The organism is Lentiprolixibacter sp. (assembly GCF_982873095.1).
The window spans coordinates 1-19,656 of record NZ_CEYNTP010000022.1 but is presented as its reverse complement, the minus strand read 5'-3'; the positions used below and the strand labels follow the sequence as shown (position 1 = coordinate 19,656).

General features: G+C 45.4%; 15 protein-coding genes. 13 read left to right on the top strand and 2 right to left on the bottom strand.

What is annotated here, in order from left to right; translation table 11 throughout:
• From AC4E7D_RS02950 to AC4E7D_RS02920, 7 genes are all read left to right on the top strand, one after another.
• Positions 1-1,091, top strand: a 1,091-nt coding sequence (locus AC4E7D_RS02950; protein WP_490172318.1) for a CocE/NonD family hydrolase, incomplete at its 5' end; no start/stop codon positions are given.
• 50 nt (positions 1,092-1,141) lie between these two features.
• Entirely contained in the window at positions 1,142-1,792 is a 651-nt protein-coding gene (locus AC4E7D_RS02945; protein ID WP_490172317.1) for a class I SAM-dependent methyltransferase, read from the top strand.
• A gap of 142 nt (positions 1,793-1,934) precedes the next feature.
• Positions 1,935-2,636 (top strand): protein-L-isoaspartate(D-aspartate) O-methyltransferase, encoded by a 702-nt coding sequence (locus AC4E7D_RS02940; protein WP_490172316.1) that lies wholly within the window; start codon positions 1,935-1,937, stop codon positions 2,634-2,636.
• Positions 2,637-2,746: 110 nt separating this feature from the next.
• Positions 2,747-3,538 carry a hypothetical protein gene (locus AC4E7D_RS02935; protein WP_490172315.1) on the top strand — a complete coding sequence of 264 codons (792 nt, stop codon included), beginning with the start codon at positions 2,747-2,749 and terminating at the stop codon, positions 3,536-3,538.
• A gap of 1,009 nt (positions 3,539-4,547) precedes the next feature.
• A complete protein-coding gene (locus AC4E7D_RS02930; RefSeq protein WP_490172314.1) occupies positions 4,548-6,650 on the top strand; it encodes an elongation factor G in 2,103 nt (700 codons plus the stop codon).
• Between the two features lie 69 nt (positions 6,651-6,719).
• Positions 6,720-8,171 (top strand): membrane dipeptidase, encoded by a 1,452-nt coding sequence (locus tag AC4E7D_RS02925; RefSeq protein ID WP_490172313.1) that lies wholly within the window; start codon positions 6,720-6,722, stop codon positions 8,169-8,171.
• 150 nt (positions 8,172-8,321) lie between these two features.
• Entirely contained in the window at positions 8,322-8,546 is a 225-nt protein-coding gene (locus AC4E7D_RS02920) for a hypothetical protein (protein WP_490172312.1), read from the top strand.
• Here AC4E7D_RS02920 and AC4E7D_RS02915 read toward each other — a convergent pair.
• On the bottom strand, positions 8,543-9,817 hold the full coding sequence (locus tag AC4E7D_RS02915; protein WP_490172311.1) for a mechanosensitive ion channel family protein: 1,275 nt from the start codon (positions 9,815-9,817) through the stop codon (positions 8,543-8,545). The two genes, AC4E7D_RS02920 and AC4E7D_RS02915, sit on opposite strands and share 4 nt — an antisense overlap.
• Before the next feature lie 741 nt (positions 9,818-10,558).
• On the opposite strand from AC4E7D_RS02915, the gene AC4E7D_RS02910 reads away from it, so the two are divergent.
• From AC4E7D_RS02910 to AC4E7D_RS02895, 4 genes are all read left to right on the top strand, one after another.
• Positions 10,559-10,927 carry a GerW family sporulation protein gene (locus AC4E7D_RS02910; RefSeq protein WP_490172310.1) on the top strand — a complete coding sequence of 123 codons (369 nt, stop codon included), beginning with the start codon at positions 10,559-10,561 and terminating at the stop codon, positions 10,925-10,927.
• Between the two features lie 159 nt (positions 10,928-11,086).
• Positions 11,087-11,839, top strand: a complete 753-nt coding sequence (locus AC4E7D_RS02905) for an SDR family NAD(P)-dependent oxidoreductase (RefSeq protein ID WP_490172309.1) — start codon at positions 11,087-11,089, stop codon at positions 11,837-11,839.
• Between the two features lie 81 nt (positions 11,840-11,920).
• Positions 11,921-14,707, top strand: coding sequence for an alpha/beta hydrolase family protein (locus AC4E7D_RS02900; RefSeq protein ID WP_490172308.1), 2,787 nt, complete (start codon positions 11,921-11,923; stop codon positions 14,705-14,707).
• A gap of 214 nt (positions 14,708-14,921) precedes the next feature.
• Positions 14,922-15,842 carry a nuclear transport factor 2 family protein gene (locus tag AC4E7D_RS02895; RefSeq protein WP_490172307.1) on the top strand — a complete coding sequence of 307 codons (921 nt, stop codon included), beginning with the start codon at positions 14,922-14,924 and terminating at the stop codon, positions 15,840-15,842.
• 55 nt (positions 15,843-15,897) lie between these two features.
• Here AC4E7D_RS02895 and AC4E7D_RS02890 read toward each other — a convergent pair whose 3' ends face one another.
• Entirely contained in the window at positions 15,898-18,090 is a 2,193-nt protein-coding gene (locus AC4E7D_RS02890) for an amino acid permease (protein WP_490172306.1), read from the bottom strand.
• A 218-nt stretch (positions 18,091-18,308) separates the two neighbouring features.
• Here AC4E7D_RS02890 and AC4E7D_RS02885 point away from each other — a divergent pair, with 218 nt between their 5' ends.
• Positions 18,309-19,205 (top strand): DUF4382 domain-containing protein, encoded by an 897-nt coding sequence (locus AC4E7D_RS02885; RefSeq protein WP_490172305.1) that lies wholly within the window; start codon positions 18,309-18,311, stop codon positions 19,203-19,205.
• A gap of 95 nt (positions 19,206-19,300) precedes the next feature.
• Positions 19,301-19,656 (top strand): RNA polymerase sigma factor (locus tag AC4E7D_RS02880; protein WP_490172304.1); only part of this gene is annotated, 356 nt, incomplete at its 3' end.

Genomic DNA, 19,656 nt, shown 5'->3' with positions numbered 1-19,656 from the left:
TATTTGACAAGATGGTACGCCGCACCCCAAATCATGAGGACTGGTATAAGGGAGGGCTGTATCATGACAATATGGAAATCCCGGTGCCCAGTTTTTGGTTTGCTTCCTGGTATGATGTATCTATCAGCCCCAACCTGGCACTGTTCAATCATGTCCGCAACAATGCTAAGGACCCGGCTGTAAGGGATAATCAGTACCTCGTTATCGCACCAACATTACATTGTGCTTACACCAGGGCTACTGAAAACACTATTGTTGGGGAGCGCAATGTAGGCGATGCCCGGCTCAATTATGACGAACAGATCTATGCGTGGTTCGATCTCTGGCTGAAAGGGGAAGAGAACGACTTTAAGGCCAGGACACCCAGGGTGCAATACTATACCATGGGGATGAATAAATGGCAGGCCGCAGAAACCTGGCCGCCAGAGGGGGTGGTGCCCACAACTATGTACCTTGCCAGTGAAGGTTATGCAAACAGCCTATACGGGGATGGTAAATTATCGCCTTCACCTTTGGAAACAGACAAGCCAGACAGTTATACCTATGATCCTATGAACCCGGTCACCTCGTACGGTGGCAACGTCTGTTGTACGGGAAATGCGGTAAAGGGAGGTGCATTTGACCAACAGGCTATGGAAACGCGAAATGATATTCTGGTGTATACCTCAGACCCTTTGGAAGAAGGAGTGGAAGTATCCGGATTTATTGAATCTACCCTTTATGTTTCCTCTGATGCCAGGGACACTGATTTTACCATCAAGCTTATTGATGTCTACCCGGACGGAAGGGCCTACAACCTGGATGAGACCATACAGCGGGCGCGCTACCGTGAAGGGTATGACAAGGAGGTCTTTATGGAAGAAGGCAAGGTGTACGAAATAAAACTCACCCCTATGTCTACCAGTAATTACTTTGCAAAAGGCCACAGGATCAGGATCGAGGTGTCTAGCAGTAACTTCCCCAGGTTTGCCCGTAACCTGAATACGGGGGGCAGGAATTACGACGAAAAGGAAGGAGTGGTGGCACACAATAAGATCCACCATTCTAAGGAATATCCCTCGCATATCAAATTACCAATAGTGAGAAAGTAATTGTGATATTTTTAAGGCAGGGATACAAGCCTTCTTTGTAACTTGTTTGCATGTATGGTTTTAAATACAGGATCGCCCTGTGTAGTATGCTTGTCGTCTTGTGTGGCAATGCCCAGTATACCGCTGCAGATTGGGACTACAGGGACGAATGGATGGATGTGGAACGCATCTTGAGTCTGGCTGGTGTAAGACTCGGGGATATAGTAGCTGATGTAGGATGCCACGAAGGCTATCTCAGCATGCGCCTCGCAGAAGCCGTAGGTGTGAACGGTAAGGTGTATGCGGTTGACGTCCGGGAAGACCGTTTAAAGACCCTGAAAAAAAATGCGCGGGAACGTAAACTACTCCAAATTCAAACCGTCCTGGGGGATTATGACAACCCGCATCTTCCTTCTGCGAAATTAGATGTTGTTTTTGTCATGGACACCTATCACGAAATACGGGCATATGAGGTGTTTCTGCAATACCTGAACGCTTCTTTGAAGTCTGGCGGCCGTATCGTTATCCTGGAAAAGCTAAAAGATCACGCCCGCAATAAAAGCAGGGAAGAACAGGTTATCTCCCATACCCTTTCCAGTAAATTTGTTAAACAGGAACTGGAGACGGCTGGTTTTACCCTGATCACTGAAATTGATGATATGGGTTATTGGGAAGAGGAACGTGACAAAGAAATCTGGATGTTGATCGCACAAAAAAATTAAATCTGCACATCATAAACAGACGTCTTTGAAAACCAGACATAGAGTTTGAAAGAGAATGATCTGCGTTCTATCCAACTGACCGGGATCATTGGAAAACAGCAGAATGCTGCTAATTTTTGCTCGTAATTAAAACCTAAGCAGCATGTTACTTCGCCTCCTTTTACTTGTCTTAGCACTATTCTGCAACAACCTCCTTGCACAGGTCGACTACCAGGAAATGAGGGCGGCTATGGTGGAAAGGCAACTCAGGGGCAGGGACATTTATCAGAAAGCTACGCTTGATGCCATGTTAAAAGTACCCAGGCATGCTTTTGTACCTGAGGAAATGAAGCCCTATGCCTACTCAGACAGGCCCTTACCAATAGGGGAGGGGCAGACCATCTCACAACCCTACATCGTTGCTTACATGACTCAGGCAGCTCGACTGAAAAAGTCTGACCGGGTATTGGAAGTGGGAACGGGTTCCGGCTATCAGGCCGCGGTACTTGCTGAGATCGTGGATTCGGTGTATACCATAGAAATTGTGGAGGTACTCGGGAAGCGGGCACGCAACCAACTGAAAAAACTGGGCTATAAAAATGTGGAAGTGCGCATTGGGGATGGCTACCACGGCTGGAAGGGAAAAGCGCCTTTTGACGCTATTATTGTCACTGCCGGGGCAGAAACCATTCCGGACCCCTTGGTCGAGCAACTGGCCGATGGGGGAAAGATGATAATTCCAGTCGGACCGCACCGTGGTATCCGTCAACTGGTGTTGCTGGAAAAAAAGGCCGGTAAAATCAAACGCAGGAACCTGATGGCTGTGCGTTTTGTCCCTTTTGTTCGCAAGAAAGAAGGACCGTAACAAAATGGGAAGGTTATAAGGTATGGGTTCCGTACAGTTAAACTTACTCTTTTGTGCACTAAAAGCAGCATGCAATCGTTAATAGGACATAAATCCCTCAAAATATTTATATGAAAAAGTTTCTTCGATTTAATCCATTGATCTTTTTGTTTGCTCTGGGTCTTTTTGTGACCAGCTGTAGTGAAGATCAGGACAACCCCTTAAATGGTGAAGAATTCACACAGGCTGAACTCAGGACCATCCTGGAAGCGGATGAAGTTTCCGCTTCCGCAGATAGCGTACTTGCTGATTTGTATGCCTCTGGCAACGCTCAGTCGGGCAGAAATGCCCCCGACTGCTATGAGGTAACCTATACGGAAACCGGATTTACGGCGGTGTTCAACAATTGTGTACTAAACGGTACCGATAATGCCAATGGAACAGTTACTGTTGTATATGATACAGAACCTGGGACAGCTGCTTTTACCGCCACCTATGTTGATTTCTATGTAGGGGATGTAAAATTGAATGGAACGCGTTCGTTCACCATTATAGGAGATCCCACCCAGAATTCCATATCTTTTTCAGTGACCAGCGAGATGACGGCTGAGTTTGCAGATGGAACTATTATTTCCGAAAATGGAAGCAGGGTGTTCACACTAACCTTAGGAGATAGCTTGGAAACCAGCACATACAGTATAAGCGGTTCCTGGGAATTACAAGTGGATGACGATGTATATGCGGTTACTATCACCTCTGCGCTGGAAGGAAACCTGAGCTGTGGTTACCTGACTACCGGCACCATGGAGGTAAGTAAAAACGGATTGCAGGTTACTGTTGATTTCGGAAATGGCAGCTGTGATAACATAGCCACCATTATTTATCCGAATGGTGCAACCGAAGATGTGACGCTGGGCGACTAGCCTTATATAACAAGTACAAAGACACCCCCCTCCATATGCCGGAGGGGGTGTTTTTTTACCCAAATTCAGGTTTGTCCCAGGAAACGGGAATAAAAAAAAGGCAACACTAAGTTGCCTTTCTCAATCACGGTCTGATTTCTCTGGTCACGGCTTGTACAAAACTAGTACAGGTAATTTCTGTTGGCTGTCCAATGCACCCTTTTACTGTCCTTAAAACTTGAAAAGTAAGAAAACCGTTTTGAGGTGGTTGGTAGTTGCTTGCTATTGTTTTTCATGTTTTTGCTTTTGTTGGTTGTACAGGGCATCCTTGCCTAGTGCACGTAATGCCTTACTTCTGTCCATTTTACACGCTTACTGTTTCTGAAATTTGAAAAGTAGCTGAATCGCCTGGATTCGGTCGGAGTTTTTTTCAATAATGCTTTCATGGCTGTTGTTTTTTGATTGATGATTGATGATTTAGTGAACGTAATGTCTCACTTCTGTCCACTTCACGCGCTTGCTGTCTTTAAAGCTAGAAAAGGAACTAAATCGTCTTGATTCTGTTGGGGTTGGTTTAGCAAAAAGTCTCATGTTCTGATATTTTATAGTTAACACTTTATTTTTTTGTCGTTTCCGGTCTATTTTTCCTGAGAGTTGGTTGTTTTCAATCGGATGATACACCTTGTTTTCTTATCGACTTACACCTAATAGACGCCTCATTAGTGTTTTTGTTACAGTACCTTGCATAAAATAGTACCGTTTTATGCAATTTTTAACAATTATCATATTAGGAATAACCCTTATATCATTGTATATCATTGTTTTATAGGTGATATATAAAAATGAATAGGGAAGTAGTTTCGCACTTAAGAAAGATTCATCGGGTAATTCTTCTTCTTAAAGACGCTGTTCAGCTACAGAAATTAGGGGGTGAAAATGCTTTGCGGATTATTTCCAAAAAACTGACAAATATCGTATTTTAGAAGACTATGCCTCTTTAGATTTACAAACAAACTGAAAACTCTAACTCATGAAAGTATACGATGATAAACACATAAAGAATGTGGTCTTTGTTGGTGCACACAATAGTGGTAAAACCACCCTGGCCGAAACCATGTTATTCGAAGCAGGCCTAATCAGCCGTCGGGGGACGGTAGAAAACAAGAATACGGTTTCGGATTACCATGAAATAGAACACGAACGGGGCACTTCGGTCTTTGCAACTCCTTTGCATACGGAGTGGAGAAATTACAAGATCAACATAATCGACACTCCCGGTCTCGATGACTACGTGGGTGAAATTATTTCCTCTATAAGGGTGGCCGATACCATAGCTGTGGTCCTCAATGCGCAGAACGGCGTGGAAGTGGGAACGGAAATCATCTGGAACTACATAGACGCCTATCACAAACCCACCCTTTTTGTTGTTAACCAGATAGATCACATGAATGCCAATTGGGAAGAAAGTGTGAAAAGCATCAAAAGCCTGGTGGGCAATAACATGGCCCTGGTGCAATATCCGCTGGTAATGGATGGCGCTCAGTGTATCATTGATGTTTTGAAAATGAAGTGCTACAAGTTTGGCCCTGAAGGGGGCAAGCCTGAAAAACTGGAAATCCCAGAAGATCAGAAGGCCTTGGCAGACCAACTGCACAATGAACTGGTGGAGAAAGCAGCAGAAAACGACGAGGAATTGATGGAACTCTTTTTTGACAAGGGAACCCTCAATGAAAATGAGATGCGGCAGGGGATAAAAGCAGGGATGCTGAACCATGACTTATTCCCGGTATTCTGTGTTTCAGCCCTTAAGGACATGGGAAGCGGTAGACTGATGGGCTTTATTGACAATGTGGCTCCGGCCGCAGCTGACCTTAGGCCTGAACAAACAGTAGAGGGGGAAGTGCTAATCAGGGAATCCGATGCACCTACCGCTCTTTTTATTTTCAAGACCGTTTTCCAGCCCAGTTTGGGCCAGATCACCTTCTTTAAAGTGAAATCCGGGGAGGTAAACGTGAACGATAAACTGGTAAATTCCCGTAATGGAGAGACGGAGGTACTCAACCAGCTCTTTATTATGGATGGGAAGAAACGGGAACCGGTTTCCAAACTCGAGGTAGGGGATATAGGTGCTACCTTGAAGTTAAAATATACAGAGACCAATGACACCTTGCACGAACCTAATAAGCCCATTACCATAAAACCCATAAAGTATCCGCAATCCAGGACAAAAAAGGCTGTCAATGCTGTCAACCAGAAAGACGAAGAAAAACTAAACGATGCCCTCAGAAAGATCCACAGTCAGGATCCTACCGTGGAAATGGAGTTTTCTAATGAACTCAAACAACTGATCATTGGTTGCCAGGGTGAATTACACCTCGCAACCATAGACTGGACACTCAAAAACATCTACGGCGTTGAAGCGGAATTCAAAGATCCGAAGATTGCCTACCGGGAAACCATTCAACGTTCTTCCACGGCCAATTACAGGCATAAGAAACAGTCGGGTGGCGCCGGACAATTTGGAGAGGTACACCTCAAGATTGAGCCATGGTACGAAGGGATGCCAGAGCCGGAAGGGTTTAGTATCCGGGGAAAGGAAGAAGTGGATCTGCCCTGGGGGGGAAAACTTGTCTTCTACAATTGTATTGTAGGAGGGGTAATAGACCTCCGCTACCTGCCCTCGATCAAAAAGGGAATTCTCGAGGTAATGGAATCAGGCCCGTTAACCGGTTCGTATATCCGGGATGTAAGGGTTATGGTGTACGACGGGAAAATGCACTCGGTGGACTCCAACGATATATCCTTTAAGATCGCCGGGGCCCAGGCATTTAAGGAAGCCTTTTTGAATGCCAAGCCTAAGCTCCTTGAACCTATTCAGGAGTTGACCGTTAAAGTACCTGAAGAAATGGTGGGTAACGTGATGACGGATCTTCAATCAAGACGTTCAATAATTCAGGGAATAGATAGCGAGGATCATTTCCAGATCCTTAAGTGTAATGTGCCCCAGGCAGAATTGGCCGGATATTCCACCAACCTTAGGTCCCTTACCCAGGGGAAAGGTACCTTTATCTCTGCCTTCTCATCCTTCCAGGCTGTTCCCAGGAATGTACAGAAGGAACTGGTTAGTGAATAACAGCACGTTCTGATAAGATTTGGGCTGCCATTTCCCAATGATCTGGCAGCCTTTTTTTATAAACCGTATATGAATCCGGAAGATTTTTATGTAGACCTGCATTGCCACCCGGCTTTAAAACCCTTTGGTAAGAGTTTTAATTACCAACCTCCCGGAATCCAGGGCAAACGCAGGAGCAGTAAACGCAACCTGTGGTACTACGATCCCCCTTCACTTCTCGACAAACTGCTGAACTATACAACCGGCCTGACCAAGTTTTCCCAGTCCAATTTCACAAGCCTGGCCAAGGGGGGCGTTGGCATTGTATGTGTCTCCCTGTATCCACTGGAGAAATGGTTTGTGCGCAATAAGATGAAGAATGAACTCATCCTGGACCTGGCCGCTAATTTTGCCCTGGGTATAGGGAAGAAACGGATCGATTTCATTCAGGGCATACAGGACTATTATGAAGATCTTCAGGATCAGTACCATTTCTACGAACAACTGGATGGTAAGGTATTCCGCTTGCCCGAAGGTAAATTTCGGTACAAACTGGTGAGGAATTATCAGGAAATCTGTGATATCCGGGAGGAAATAATCGCTGCCCCAGACGTACAGACCATATGTGTGGTGCTTAGTATCGAAGGGCTGCATGTACTCAATACCGGTCTGCGGAAGCCCCATAGTGAAACCGAGGTGCTGGCGAACCTGGAAAAGATCCGTAATTGGGAGTACCGTCCGTTTTTTGTTACCCTTGCCCATCATTTCTGGAACCATCTCTGTGGCCATGCCGAGAGCCTGACCGGGATAATCCTTAAATACGCGGATCAATCTGAAGGCATGGGAGATGGATTTACCCCTCTGGGACGTACCGTGCTCAGGCGACTACTGGATAACACAGATGGAAAGCGTATCCATGTGGACATCAAGCATATGAGTCCCAGATCCCGACAGGAATATTATGCCCTGCTTGATTCAGGTGATCCCTTATTCAGGCGCATTCCCGTAATTGTTAGTCACGGGGCCTGCAATGGACGCAAATCACGTCGAGAACCAAATTTGCAGTTCCCGGAAACCGGGGAAAAATTAAATCCGGTTGAGATCAACTTTTACGATGATGAAATTATCAGGATTGCCAGGAGCAAAGGCATAATTGGGTTACAACTGGATGAAAGGCGTATCGCCCATCCCGATACCTTGAAAAAAACCAAGAAATCTGCCAGAAGGAATAAGATCATGCATTACCGATCAGCCTTGCTCTGGAACCAGATTGCACATATCGCAACCATCCTTGATGCTAATAACATGTTTGCCTGGGACTGCATAGGCATCGGTTCTGATTTTGATGGGATCATTGATTCTCTCAACGGCTTCTGGACAGCAGAAGAATTGCCTTTCCTTGCTGATTTTCTGGAGCGGCATGCCTATAATTACATGCAAAATTCCAGTTGGAACAACCCTGAAAACCAAATAAATGCAGATGAGATAGTTGCCCGCATAATGGGGGGCAATGCCCAGCAATTCTTTAAGCAGCACTTTTAAAAAGAAAGGTCCCTTTTGCTGAAGCGGTAAGCACTTAATCCCCCTAAAATACGTACTACAGCCTGCAGCAATAAAAAATTAAACTTTAGTTAAATATCCCCCATGAATAAAAGCGGATAGTTATATTGGAGCAAAATTTCAAATCTCACTATGAAACATCTACTTGAAAGAGCAGAACGTTTTGAAAACCGTAAGTGGTCTAGATTGACCACAAGTGATCGAATAAAAGCCAGCAGAGAGGCAAAAGAACTCATACTTTCCATTAACGAAGTCTATAAGGAAACACAGGATAATGATCTTATGGACCTCATGAAACGATTAACAGCACTTAAGCAAAAAGTAGAAAAGCGCTTAAAGGGTCGTCCCCTGGTTTAAGAGCCCTGTTTCTTCTCGGCGTTTACTGGCAAGGACGGCAGCGAAGAAGGCAATTCAAAAATCTCAAGTTCAAAATAAGGAACTGCTGAGATCAGGTGGTCAAAGATATCGGCCATGATGAACTCGTAATTCTGCCACCTTTTATCCTTACTGAACACATAAATTTCCAAAGGTATGCCCTGTGGAGTTGGCGCCAGCTGACGGGTCATCATGGTCATATCCTTGTTCACTGCGGAATGGTTATCCAGATAGGTTTCCACATATTTTCTGAAAACCCCAATATTGGTAAGGTTACGGCCATTGACCCGTAATTCCCTGTTGAACTTATTGTCCAGGTTGTACTGCTCTATTTTTTTACTGCGGTCAGTCAGGTAATTTCGGATCAAATCGATTTTCTTTAAGGCCTCCACCTGTTCTTCACTCAGGAAATGAATGGATTCCTGCTTCAGGATCAATGCTCGCTTGATTCGCCTTCCTCCGCTTTGCTGCATACCCCTCCAATTTTTAAAAGAATCTGATATCAGGGCATAGGTAGGGATAGTAGTAATGGTTTTATCCCAGTTCTGTACCTTAACTGTGGCCAGGTTGATTTCGATAACATCCCCGTCCGCACCATATTTTTCAAAGGTGATCCAATCCCCGATGCGTACCATATCATTTGCGCTCACCTGTATGCTGGCTACCAGGCCCAATATGGAATCTTTGAAAATTAACAGTATTACAGCAGAAGCTGCCCCAAGGGCAGTGAAAAATTTCCATATGGTGGTCTCTGTGATAATGGCAAAAATGGTCATGATCCCCGCTATCGACGCGAAAATCATAAATACCTGAATAAAGCTGTCAATAGGTTTATCGCTATAGCGTGGCAGGCCTTTCAGGTAATCCCGAACACTCAATAGCAGGCGTTTTGTAATTGAAATGATCAGCAGCACGCCAAGGATCATCACCACTTTGAGCGCTATTGCACGGGCGTAGGGAAAATCAAAGAACACCCAGGATACCAGCTCATGGATCAAAAGCAAGGGCACAACATGTGCCAATTTACGGGGTACCCGATTTGTGATCAGGATGTCGTCAAAATTGGTTTTGGTCCTGCGAGCCATTCGCACCGAAACAATCCTCAGCACCCGCCACAGTACGAAGTCTACGAACACGGCCAGTAGGATAGTGGCCAGTAGCAAAACAGCAAGGTTCAAATAGGTTGCCGCGCTTTCTGATACCCCTAACTCGGTAAAGTAATCAAACAACCAATGCTTGGACTCGGGATTCATACCTAATAATTTTAATGCAAAAATAGGATATGTCGCTTTATTTCATGCAGTCTGTGGTTCTTCAACATCCGCTCTATGAAACCAGGTTTGGCCAGATCAGCTTCCCAAAGTAGCAAATTATGTTACTTTTTTATTAATTATGGAGTGGCATGACCCAGATCATTGTCTTCACATCTATCCTACAGTTCCTTTGCATAAAATTTGAAAAGCATGGGCTGGAGTATCGCGATAGCGCTGCTTGTTATATTGCTTTACCTCTTGTTTGTTCCCCTTGTTTTGTACATAGATACAGACAATAACGCTTATTATGTACAAATTAGAGGCCTAGCAAAGGCAAGTATAGAAGGTGATAAGCAGGAATTAATTAGGATTCGCCTGGACGCCTTGTTTTCCCATTTCTATTTTTATCCGCTACGGAAGAAAAAGACTAAAAAGAAAGCTGAAAAACCCGGGGAAAAGGAGCCAAAGAAAAGAACCTTCCATTTGGATCGGGCTAAATGGGTGAAATACACTAACATAGGACGGCGCCTTTTGCACTCATTTCGTCTAAAACGCCTCGAAGTGGATGTGGATACAGGAGATTGTATTCAAAATGCACGCTTATATCCCGTATTTGCATTTTTGAACCATTACGCGGGTAATTTCAGGGTGAACTTTCAGGACAGGAACCGATTGCTTTTACAGGTTGAAAACAGACCGATATATATTATTAAAGCATTTATTAACCCATAAAATATTATCATGGAATTACATTTTGAAGAATTATTGACCCGGATTACTGATTTTATGAAGTCCGAAGCAAAAACAGAAACCGTTATTGGAGAGCCTTTTGAACTGGGTGCCTTTAAATGTGTACCCGTTATCAAAGTGGGTATGGGATTTGGATCCGGGGGCGGAGAAGGCACTGAAGCCAAAAGCCGTAAAGGTGAAGGATTGGGAGCAGGAGCAGGTATGGGTATAGAACCCCTTGGCTTCCTCGTAACAAAAGGAGAAGAAATTTCATTCCTCGAAGCAGGGAAAGCCCACGGATTGGCCGCTGCGTTCGAAAAAGTTCCGGAACTGATAGACAAGTACTGGGAAACCAAAAAGAAAGAAGAGGAACTGGTATAAGACCTCACGTTACAACCAGCCGATCCAAGGACTGAGTAGGGTTTGCTAAGCTGAGTGTTATGGCCCTACTCAGTTTTTTTATACCCATGCCACAACATCCCCTCCATTGCCGTATCTTGTTATGCTGTAGAAAGTATACTATTTAGAAATACACAAACCATGGACCTAAAAGGACAAAAAATACTCGTTACCGGAGCCTCCAGGGGCATTGGCGCTGCAATTGCCCGTGAATTACTGTCTTATGGAGCTCAGGTAGCTTTGCATTACAATTCCAGTGAAAAACAGGCCCGCAAATTGCAGGACAATTTTCCTGAAACCGCCTCCCTGTTTCAGGCGAACCTTGAAAGCGCAAAGGAAACAACCACTTTGATGATGGAGGTGTACAAGGCTTTAGGGAACCTGGATAGCATTGTCCTTAATGCCGGTATTTTCCAACCCCATCCAGTGGACCTGGATATCGAAAACTGGTTGAGGATCTGGCGTAAAATATTGGATGTAAACCTCGAATCCGCTGGAATTATGACCAAAATGGGTATCGAGCATTTTAGGAAGACAGGAGGAGGGAGGTTTATCTATATTGGGAGCAGAGCGGCATTCCGAGGGGAAACACAGGAATATCTCGCTTATGCGGCCTCAAAGGGAGGGCTTACTTCTCTTGCACGGACTGTGGCCCGTTCCTTCGGAAAAGAGAATATAAAATCCTTTGTAGTGGCCCCGGGATTTACCCGCACTGAAATGGCTGAAGATTTCATCAGGGTCCATGGTGAAGAACGCGTCCTCAAAGAAATTTCACTGCCTGAGCTTACAGAACCCGAGGACATTTCCCCCCTGGTAGCCCTGATGTGCAGCGGTAAAATGGACCATGCCACAGGGTCAACCATTGACATCAACGCCGGCAGCTATATTAGATAGGCATTACCTTTAAAGCCTATCCGGGTATTGGTATTTCAGGGGAGGTTTGGTATCTTCGACCGATCAACTAAACAGCACTTTATGAAACCCTTTATCACGATTGCCTTGCTTTTTTCTGTCACGGCATCATACACCCAGAAGAAAGTACTGGATCACGCCGATTTCGATATCTGGAATACTATTGAAAACGAAACCATCTCCCGGGATGGGAAATACGTGATGTATGATCTGGTAAGGGGGGAAGCAGACCATTTTCTGAAGATAAAAAATGATCGTGGCGGACTTGTCTTCTCATATGACCGGGGTCAGAATGGAAAATTTACTCAAGATTCTCAATATGCAGTTTTTACTATAAAGGCATGGAAAGACAGTGTGCTGGCGATGAAACGCAGAAAGGTAAAAAAAGATAAACTACCCAAGGACAGCCTGGGAATTTACCATATCGCAACAGGCCAACTGGACAAGGTTGCCAGAATTAAATCCCTGAAAGTGCCTGAGGATTGGTCCGGATATGTCGCCTATCAGTTGGAAGCCTTCCCTAAAAACGAGAAGCTGAAGGATACTACTGCAAAGGAAGAGAAAAAGAAACAAAAGAAAGTGGGCAAGAAGAATGGATACCACCTGCTCTTGCACGAACTCGCTACAGGGGAACAGGACACCTTTAAATTTGTAACGGACTACACCTTTGCCCGAAAAGGGCGCATACTGGCCTTTTCTTCGAGCGGGGAGGATAATGAAGCCGATGCAGGGGTTTATGTTTTGGACCTGGATACCCGGGCATTGACGGGAGTGCATCAGGCCAAAAAAGCCAAATACGCCCAATTGCGCCTAAGTGAATCCGGGGAACACCTGGCATTTGTTGCCGATACAGATACCACTAAAGTTCAGATTCGTCCGAATGTGCTATTTCATTGGCAGAAAGGGATGGATATGGCGGAGAAGCTGGCAGACAGCGCTTCCAATACACAAGGGTTAAACCCGTCCGCCTACCAGGATATCCGGTTCTCAAAGGATGAAACCAAACTCTATTTTGGCCTGGCCAGGCGGCCTGTATTAAAGGATACCTTGCTTACAGATGACGAAATCGTCAATGTGGAAGTCTGGACCTATGATGAGCCCCGCCTGTATACCGTACAGGAAATGCAGGTAAAGAACGATACTGTGAAGGCCTTCACCTCTGTGGTCCATCTTAATAAGGACAAAAAGGTTATACAATTGGCTAACGCGTCATTTCCAGACCTGGAATTAACCCGCGAGCGAAACGCCGGTTTTGCCCTGGCCAGTAGCAGTGAACCCTATGCCCTGGAATCCCAGTGGACGGGAAGAAGGGCCAGGGACTACGCGGTAGTGGACCTCAATACCGGAAAGCAAAGCAAAGTCCTGTCTAAAATCGCAGGACGTGTGGACCTTAGCCCCGAAGCCGGATTTGTCTATGGCTATCACAGGACAGACACCACCTGGTTTACTTATTCCATTGCGGAAAACCGATATAAGGAACTTACCAGGGGCCAACTATTTTATAACGAACGTCACGATTCCCCAAGTCCGCCCGCACCTTATGGCACAGCAGGATGGACAAAGCAAGGCAAACAACTGCTGCTGTATGATAGGTATGATATATGGGCCTTTAACCCGAACACTGGAGCATCTGAACGACTCACCCGGGGCAGGGAAAATCGAAAGGTATACCGTTATATCCGGTTAGATGAGGAGGAAAGCTTTATTGATACGCAGGAACGATGGCTCTTATCTGTCTTTAATGAAGCGGACAAAAGCAGTGGGTATGCCGCCTATGATTTTAATCGGAAACGGCTAACACCCTTGCTGTCTGGCCCCTATCGGTTTAATACGCCCAAAAAGGCCAAGGAGGCCAAGCGTGTCCTTTTTACCCGGGAGTCTTTTATAGAGTTCCCTGACCTGCATCTCGCCGGCTTAAATTTCAAAAAGCCTGTAAAGATCAGCACTGCCAATCCCCAGCAAAAAGAATACAATTGGGGAACCATCGAATTGGTTAGCTGGACCTCTCTCGACGGCATTGAATTGGAAGGGATGTTAGTCAAGCCAGAGAATTTTGACCCGAACAAACAATATCCCATGATCGTTAATTTCTACGAAAAAAGCGCAGACGGACTGCATCGCCACCGTACACCGGCGCCGGGAAGGTCAACCATTAATTATCCTTTTTATGCCAGCCGCGGCTACCTCATCTTCAACCCTGATGTGCACTACAGGATCGGGTATCCTGGAGAGAGTGCTTATAACTGCGTTATACCCGGAGTCACTTCTCTGATCGAGAAAGGGTATGTGGATAAAGATAACATTGGGGTACAGGGGCATAGCTGGGGAGGTTACCAGATTGCCTACCTGGTGACTAAGACTGATATTTTCAAGGCCGCAGAGGCTGGGGCGCCTGTTCCTAATATGATAAGTGCCTACGGCGGGATCCGCTGGTGGACAGGTCTGAGTCGGCAGTTCCAGTATGAACATACGCAAAGCAGGATAGGGGGGACCCCTTGGGAATATCCCGCCCGTTTTGTCGAAAATTCACCGATCTTCAATATTGATAAGATCAATACCCCCTTGCTCATCATGCATAATGATGCTGACGGACATGTACCCTGGTATCAGGGTATCGAGTTTTTTGTAAGCCTCAGGAGATTGGGCAAACCTTCCTGGTTCCTCAACTATAACGGGGAACCGCACTGGCCCCTTAAACGCCAGAACCGTGTAGATTTCAATATCCGTATGGCGCAGTTCTTTGACCATTACCTTAAAGGAGCGCCTAAACCTCAGTGGATGGAAAGAGGTGTGCCGGCAGTGGAAAAAGGGATTAAACAGGGGTATGAATTATTGCCGGCGGAAAATTAAGTCCCAGACCCGCTTATGGGATTACTATAAATTCCCGGATTTCTGGACTGACGATACCTATTTCTACAATAACACGGAAAAGAAATTGCCGGTATTCGGACAATTCTAGCAGGTCTCTGTCCCTGGTTGTTTGTTATTTGGTTGGGAGAGGCTCTAATTTAAAGGTATCCTTTTGGATATCAAACAATCGAGTTATCAACCAAAACCAATTGAAATGAAAAAAACAATTCTCATTGCCTGCCTGTTTAGTGCGGTTCTTGCACTCGGGCAATCAAAAAAAAATGGGACGATCTTCAATGAACATCCCGCGATCGAAACTGTTAACGCTATGCTGCAAGCCTTTGTGGCTGGGGATAGCGCCAAAGTTGCCAGTTATCTACACGATGACTTCAAGTCATTTAACGGCTCCAGTCCAAATAAGGATGCCAAGGGGAGCAACAAACAACAATTTAAAAATCAGGTGAATTTCTGGAAGAATAATGTAGACTACCTGAGCATTGAACCTACTTCAGGAGCCTACCCAGATGCCCTGGAATATAAAGACGGGCAAGTGTGGGTGCAGACCTGGAACCATTTAAAAGGTGTACATAATACTACTGGTGTTAAAATAGATGTCCCAATTCACCGCTTGTATCGATTCAAAGATGGCAAGATAGACCTGATGATCAGCTATCATAACGAGCGAATTTATTGGGAAATCGGGCAAAGTTTTGAAGACAGGAAGAACGGCACCATTTATAACCATCATGATTATATCAACCACGTGAGACGATTGATGCACGCCTTTGAGCACGGAGATTTGGATACCGCGTATAGCTTTTTTGATGAAGACGCACGATTTAATTCAATTGAAATGCCAAGGGGAGAATCCATGACGCTGGAAGAGGTAAAGGAGCGAAATCGAAAAATGATGGAAGATTTTGAGATCAACAGTATCGATGTTGTTGGGTACCCCGATTACCTGGAATACGACCTGAGAGATGGCAAAACTGTACAGAGCTGGTGGAACATCCGTTTAACCAGGAAATCCGATGACAAGAAAATCGTGATGCCTGCCTTGTATATTCACGATTTCAATGATGATGGCAAAATAGTCCGCTCCAGTGCTTATGTTAGTTCGAAATGGCTGGAATAAACACAAATAATACTAAAGGAGAAAAGGGCACTCATCGTGTCCTTTTTCTTTTTGATCAGGCCAGAATACTTTCGTGGCCGGAGTCCCTTACAAACAGGCAGGAACTATTGGTCTTTTCAGTCATTTCCTGAACAAACTCAAAGCGTAGGTCTCCATCCATGCCAAAAATGTTGAGATCAGCTGATGGAGCCCTTGCCACCACATCCCGGAAATCAGCTACATGGACTTCCGTCAGGGTTTGTGGCAGACGGGCAAGACTGATCAGGGAGTCGAGGAACTCCCGCGCGTTCTGTTCTTCCTTAGGATCCTTAATGGCGATTATGAGCCGGATGGTAGCCTGCCAGTTGCGCTTGAGCTTATAGGCAATTAGGGTGGACAAGTCGAGGTTTCCGATATCCCAGCCCAGATTCCAGTTATTGCTGCGATCACTTACCCATACATTGATCATGTTCCTTTTCCCTAACAGGGCAGTGGGATGTGCTGAATATAGCAAAACCCCTATTTCCAACCGGATACACTCCCTTATCACCGGCCTTATTTCCGTTTCATAATCATCGTGCTGCTGCAGGTTAAGGAAAACAATATTCGGCCGGAAAAAAGCCCCGCGTAAGGCCTGGTTACCATAATTTACCCCTTCTGCAAAATGGTTGCTGTGAATAACCGTCCATGAAGAAAATACACCCCTTTCACGGAAGGCTTCAGATAGGGTGTCCAATTCTTTGACCAGGGAGCTATCTGGTTTAAAGGGTTCTATGCCCAGGAGTTTTATCGACCCTTTAGGACGGGCGATGTTCCTCAGAAATTGAAAATTACCCTTAGCCCCATTGATATCGCGTATGGGCACCATTAGGTTGGGTTTCCAGGCCCTTTGCTGCATGCTCTTCATACCCCAGGTATGTTTTGCCGCCCATTCTGCAAAAGACACAAAGAGCCCTGAGCGGACATCCTCAAAAGGTGTTTCAATGTTGGCTCGCGAGAGGAACCAATATACCACAAATACAATACTGAAAGAGGCCAGGCTGATGGTGGGATTGATGATGAACATAGCGAGGACAGAAGAAACCAGCCCCACCCAGGGGATCCATCGGTTCACCTTAAAAATGGGCCGGTAACTGATCAGCCCAAGGTTCTGCTCGATAATGACCACAATGTTGATCATCGCATAGGTGATAAGAAAAAAGAGGGTAACAAGAGGGGCCACTGCATTCAGGTCACGAAGCAGCATGGTCAGGAAGATCATGATCCCGGTGACGATCATCGCATTTCTGGGTTGTCCGTTGGCACTGGTGCCTGCCAGGAATTTACCGTAGGGCAGCACTCTGTGTTCTCCCATGGCGAACAAAATCCTGGAAGAACCTATCATTGAGGCGAGTGCAGAAGAAAAGGTCGCCCCAAGGATGCCTGCTATAACAAGGGGCCCGAAATAGGCCTTGTCTATAAGGATATTGTAATTGGAAATCAATTCTGCCTCACTGGCACTCCTGGAGATCCAGAACGCAATGAAAATATAAATAACAAAGCTAACCCCAATGGCCCAGAGCGTTCCAACAGGAATACTTTTCCTCGGGTCTTTTAATTCCCCAGACATATTGGCTCCGGCCATGATGCCGGTGGATGCCGGGAAAAATACGGCAAAGACCAGCCAGAAGGTGCTTCCGCTAAAATTGTTCTCAGGGGACCCTTTAAAAGTGCCCCACTTCAGAGCTTCATCTGTGGGCAGGTACATCGAACCATAGTAAGCCGCCATTACGATGGAGATCAGGGAAAGGATGATCACCCCCATAATAAGGTATTGGGTCTTTATGGCCAGGTCTGCACTGATGTAGGCAATGGTCACCAGCACCCCGAAAACGATGATGTCTACAAGAAAAGGGTTATGATCAGGAAAGATGCCCAGCCAACCCTCCCGGAAACCAAAAATATACATGGTTACTGCCAGTCCCTGAGATATATAGCGCGGGATACCTAGACTCCCGCCAACCTCCAGCCCAAGCGCCTGGGAGATAATGGCATAGGCGCCCCCGGCACCGATACGGATATTAGTGGTGATGGCACTCATGGAAAGTGCGGTGGTAAGGGTGATCAAAAATGAAACAGCGATTATCAGCCAGGCTCCTAGCAAGCCGGCATTTCCTACCACCCATCCCATTCGCAGGTACATAATTACCCCCAATATGGTGAGCAGGGTGGGGGTAAATACCCCTCCGAAGGTTCCGAACTTTTTCAGGTCTTTGGTTGGTTTGGCCATGGTGAACTAAAACTAGAAAAAATTCTTAAATGTTATAACGTATTACATTCAATTGATCAAAAGAATTAATAAGGAATCCTCTTAGCGGGTATGCAGTTCATCGAATATTGGTCCTGAATTTTGATTTTAATGGGATATATGTTGAAATTGCCCTTCTTAAAGTACATGATATCAATACTTTATAGCCTTCAAACCTTAACTGTTAAATAAAGCCCTTTATGAAAACAAAATTTTCTCTTTTCTTACTTGTGCTGTTTGGCCTGTTCCTGTGGAACTGTACTGATGATACCACTAGCAGCGATACTGGCAGATTGCGGGTACAACTTACAGATGCCCCTTTTCCTTTCGACCTAATTGATGAAGCCAATGTTACCCTTTATAAGATTGAAGCGCGATATACAAGCGATGAGGACGACATGGATAGCGAAATGGATAGCGAAATGGATGATGGCGATGATGAGTATTCATTCATTACCCTTTTTGACGGGGAAAAAGAAATCAACCTGCTGGATCTTACTAACGGAGTTACGGAAAACCTGGTGGATATGGAGGTCCCTGTGGGCGAATATGATATGTTTCGGGTCTATGTGAAAGGGGTTAATGTGGTACTGAATGATAGTACCAGAACAACTTTTGACCTGAAGGTACCCAGCGGATCACAATCCGGGATCAAGGTGTTTATCGACCCTCCCCTGGTAGTGGCCGGTGGCCTCACTGCAGATTTGCTGCTTGATTTTGACGTTAGCAGGTCTTTTGTTGCCCGAGGAAATCCCAGAAAAGAAGGATTTAATGGCTTCAATTTTAAACCCGTAATCAAAGCCAGTAATCTTACTACAGCAGGTACCTTGGCCGGTATGGTCTTTAGCACGATGGAGGATGAAAGCCAAATGGTTCTTCCAGACGCTCAGGTTGCTATTTTTGCCGCAGATACCTTGAATACTACCACTGCCACAGACGCTGAAGGTAAATACATGGTAATGGGGTTAGTTGCCGGCACCTACGATGTTGAAGTGCAACTGGACGGATATGAGACCCAGCTTGCAGAAGATGTTATTATTGTCGCAGGAAATAAAACACAACAGGATTTTGAATTAGTTCCGGTACCGGAACCGTAGTGAATAGGACGAATTAGCACTAGCGGGACCATGGGGTCCCGCTTTTTTTTGCGCTTTTTTGAAATGGAATGTGAATAAGGAAGTATATTAAATAGATGCAACAGAAGTCAGACGAAATATTGATGGCCGATGTGAAGGCAGGAGACACCGAAGCGCTGGGAGAATTGTATGAGAGATACCGGACCCAGCTCTTTACCTATTTCCTGCGGGCTTCTGGTGACAGGAATGTGAGCAATGATCTCATGATGAATACTTTTGAACGTATATATAAATACAGAAGGGGTTATAAGGAAACAGCACCTTTCCGGCCCTGGTTTTTCCGTATTGCTAACAATCTCATTAAGGATCACTTTAAATTCAGAAAACGGTATACGGATGTCGATTCCAGTGATATCAACCTACAGGAATCAGTACCCGTTGAAATGGGCAATGAACGCCGCCGTTACCCTGA

Coding starts and splice junctions, on each gene's coding strand:
- AC4E7D_RS02905 (WP_490172309.1), top strand. CDS start 11,087: ATGGACCTAAAAGGACAAAAAATACTCGTTACCGGAGCCTCCAGGGGC.
- AC4E7D_RS02900 (WP_490172308.1), top strand. CDS start 11,921: ATGAAACCCTTTATCACGATTGCCTTGCTTTTTTCTGTCACGGCATCA.
- AC4E7D_RS02940 (WP_490172316.1), top strand. CDS start 1,935: ATGTTACTTCGCCTCCTTTTACTTGTCTTAGCACTATTCTGCAACAAC.
- AC4E7D_RS02890 (WP_490172306.1), bottom strand. CDS start 18,090: ATGGCCAAACCAACCAAAGACCTGAAAAAGTTCGGAACCTTCGGAGGG.
- AC4E7D_RS02925 (WP_490172313.1), top strand. CDS start 6,720: ATGAATCCGGAAGATTTTTATGTAGACCTGCATTGCCACCCGGCTTTA.
- AC4E7D_RS02885 (WP_490172305.1), top strand. CDS start 18,309: ATGAAAACAAAATTTTCTCTTTTCTTACTTGTGCTGTTTGGCCTGTTC.
- AC4E7D_RS02895 (WP_490172307.1), top strand. CDS start 14,922: ATGAAAAAAACAATTCTCATTGCCTGCCTGTTTAGTGCGGTTCTTGCA.
- AC4E7D_RS02945 (WP_490172317.1), top strand. CDS start 1,142: ATGTATGGTTTTAAATACAGGATCGCCCTGTGTAGTATGCTTGTCGTC.
- AC4E7D_RS02910 (WP_490172310.1), top strand. CDS start 10,559: ATGGAATTACATTTTGAAGAATTATTGACCCGGATTACTGATTTTATG.
- AC4E7D_RS02915 (WP_490172311.1), bottom strand. CDS start 9,817: ATGAATCCCGAGTCCAAGCATTGGTTGTTTGATTACTTTACCGAGTTA.
- AC4E7D_RS02930 (WP_490172314.1), top strand. CDS start 4,548: ATGAAAGTATACGATGATAAACACATAAAGAATGTGGTCTTTGTTGGT.
- AC4E7D_RS02920 (WP_490172312.1), top strand. CDS start 8,322: ATGAAACATCTACTTGAAAGAGCAGAACGTTTTGAAAACCGTAAGTGG.
- AC4E7D_RS02935 (WP_490172315.1), top strand. CDS start 2,747: ATGAAAAAGTTTCTTCGATTTAATCCATTGATCTTTTTGTTTGCTCTG.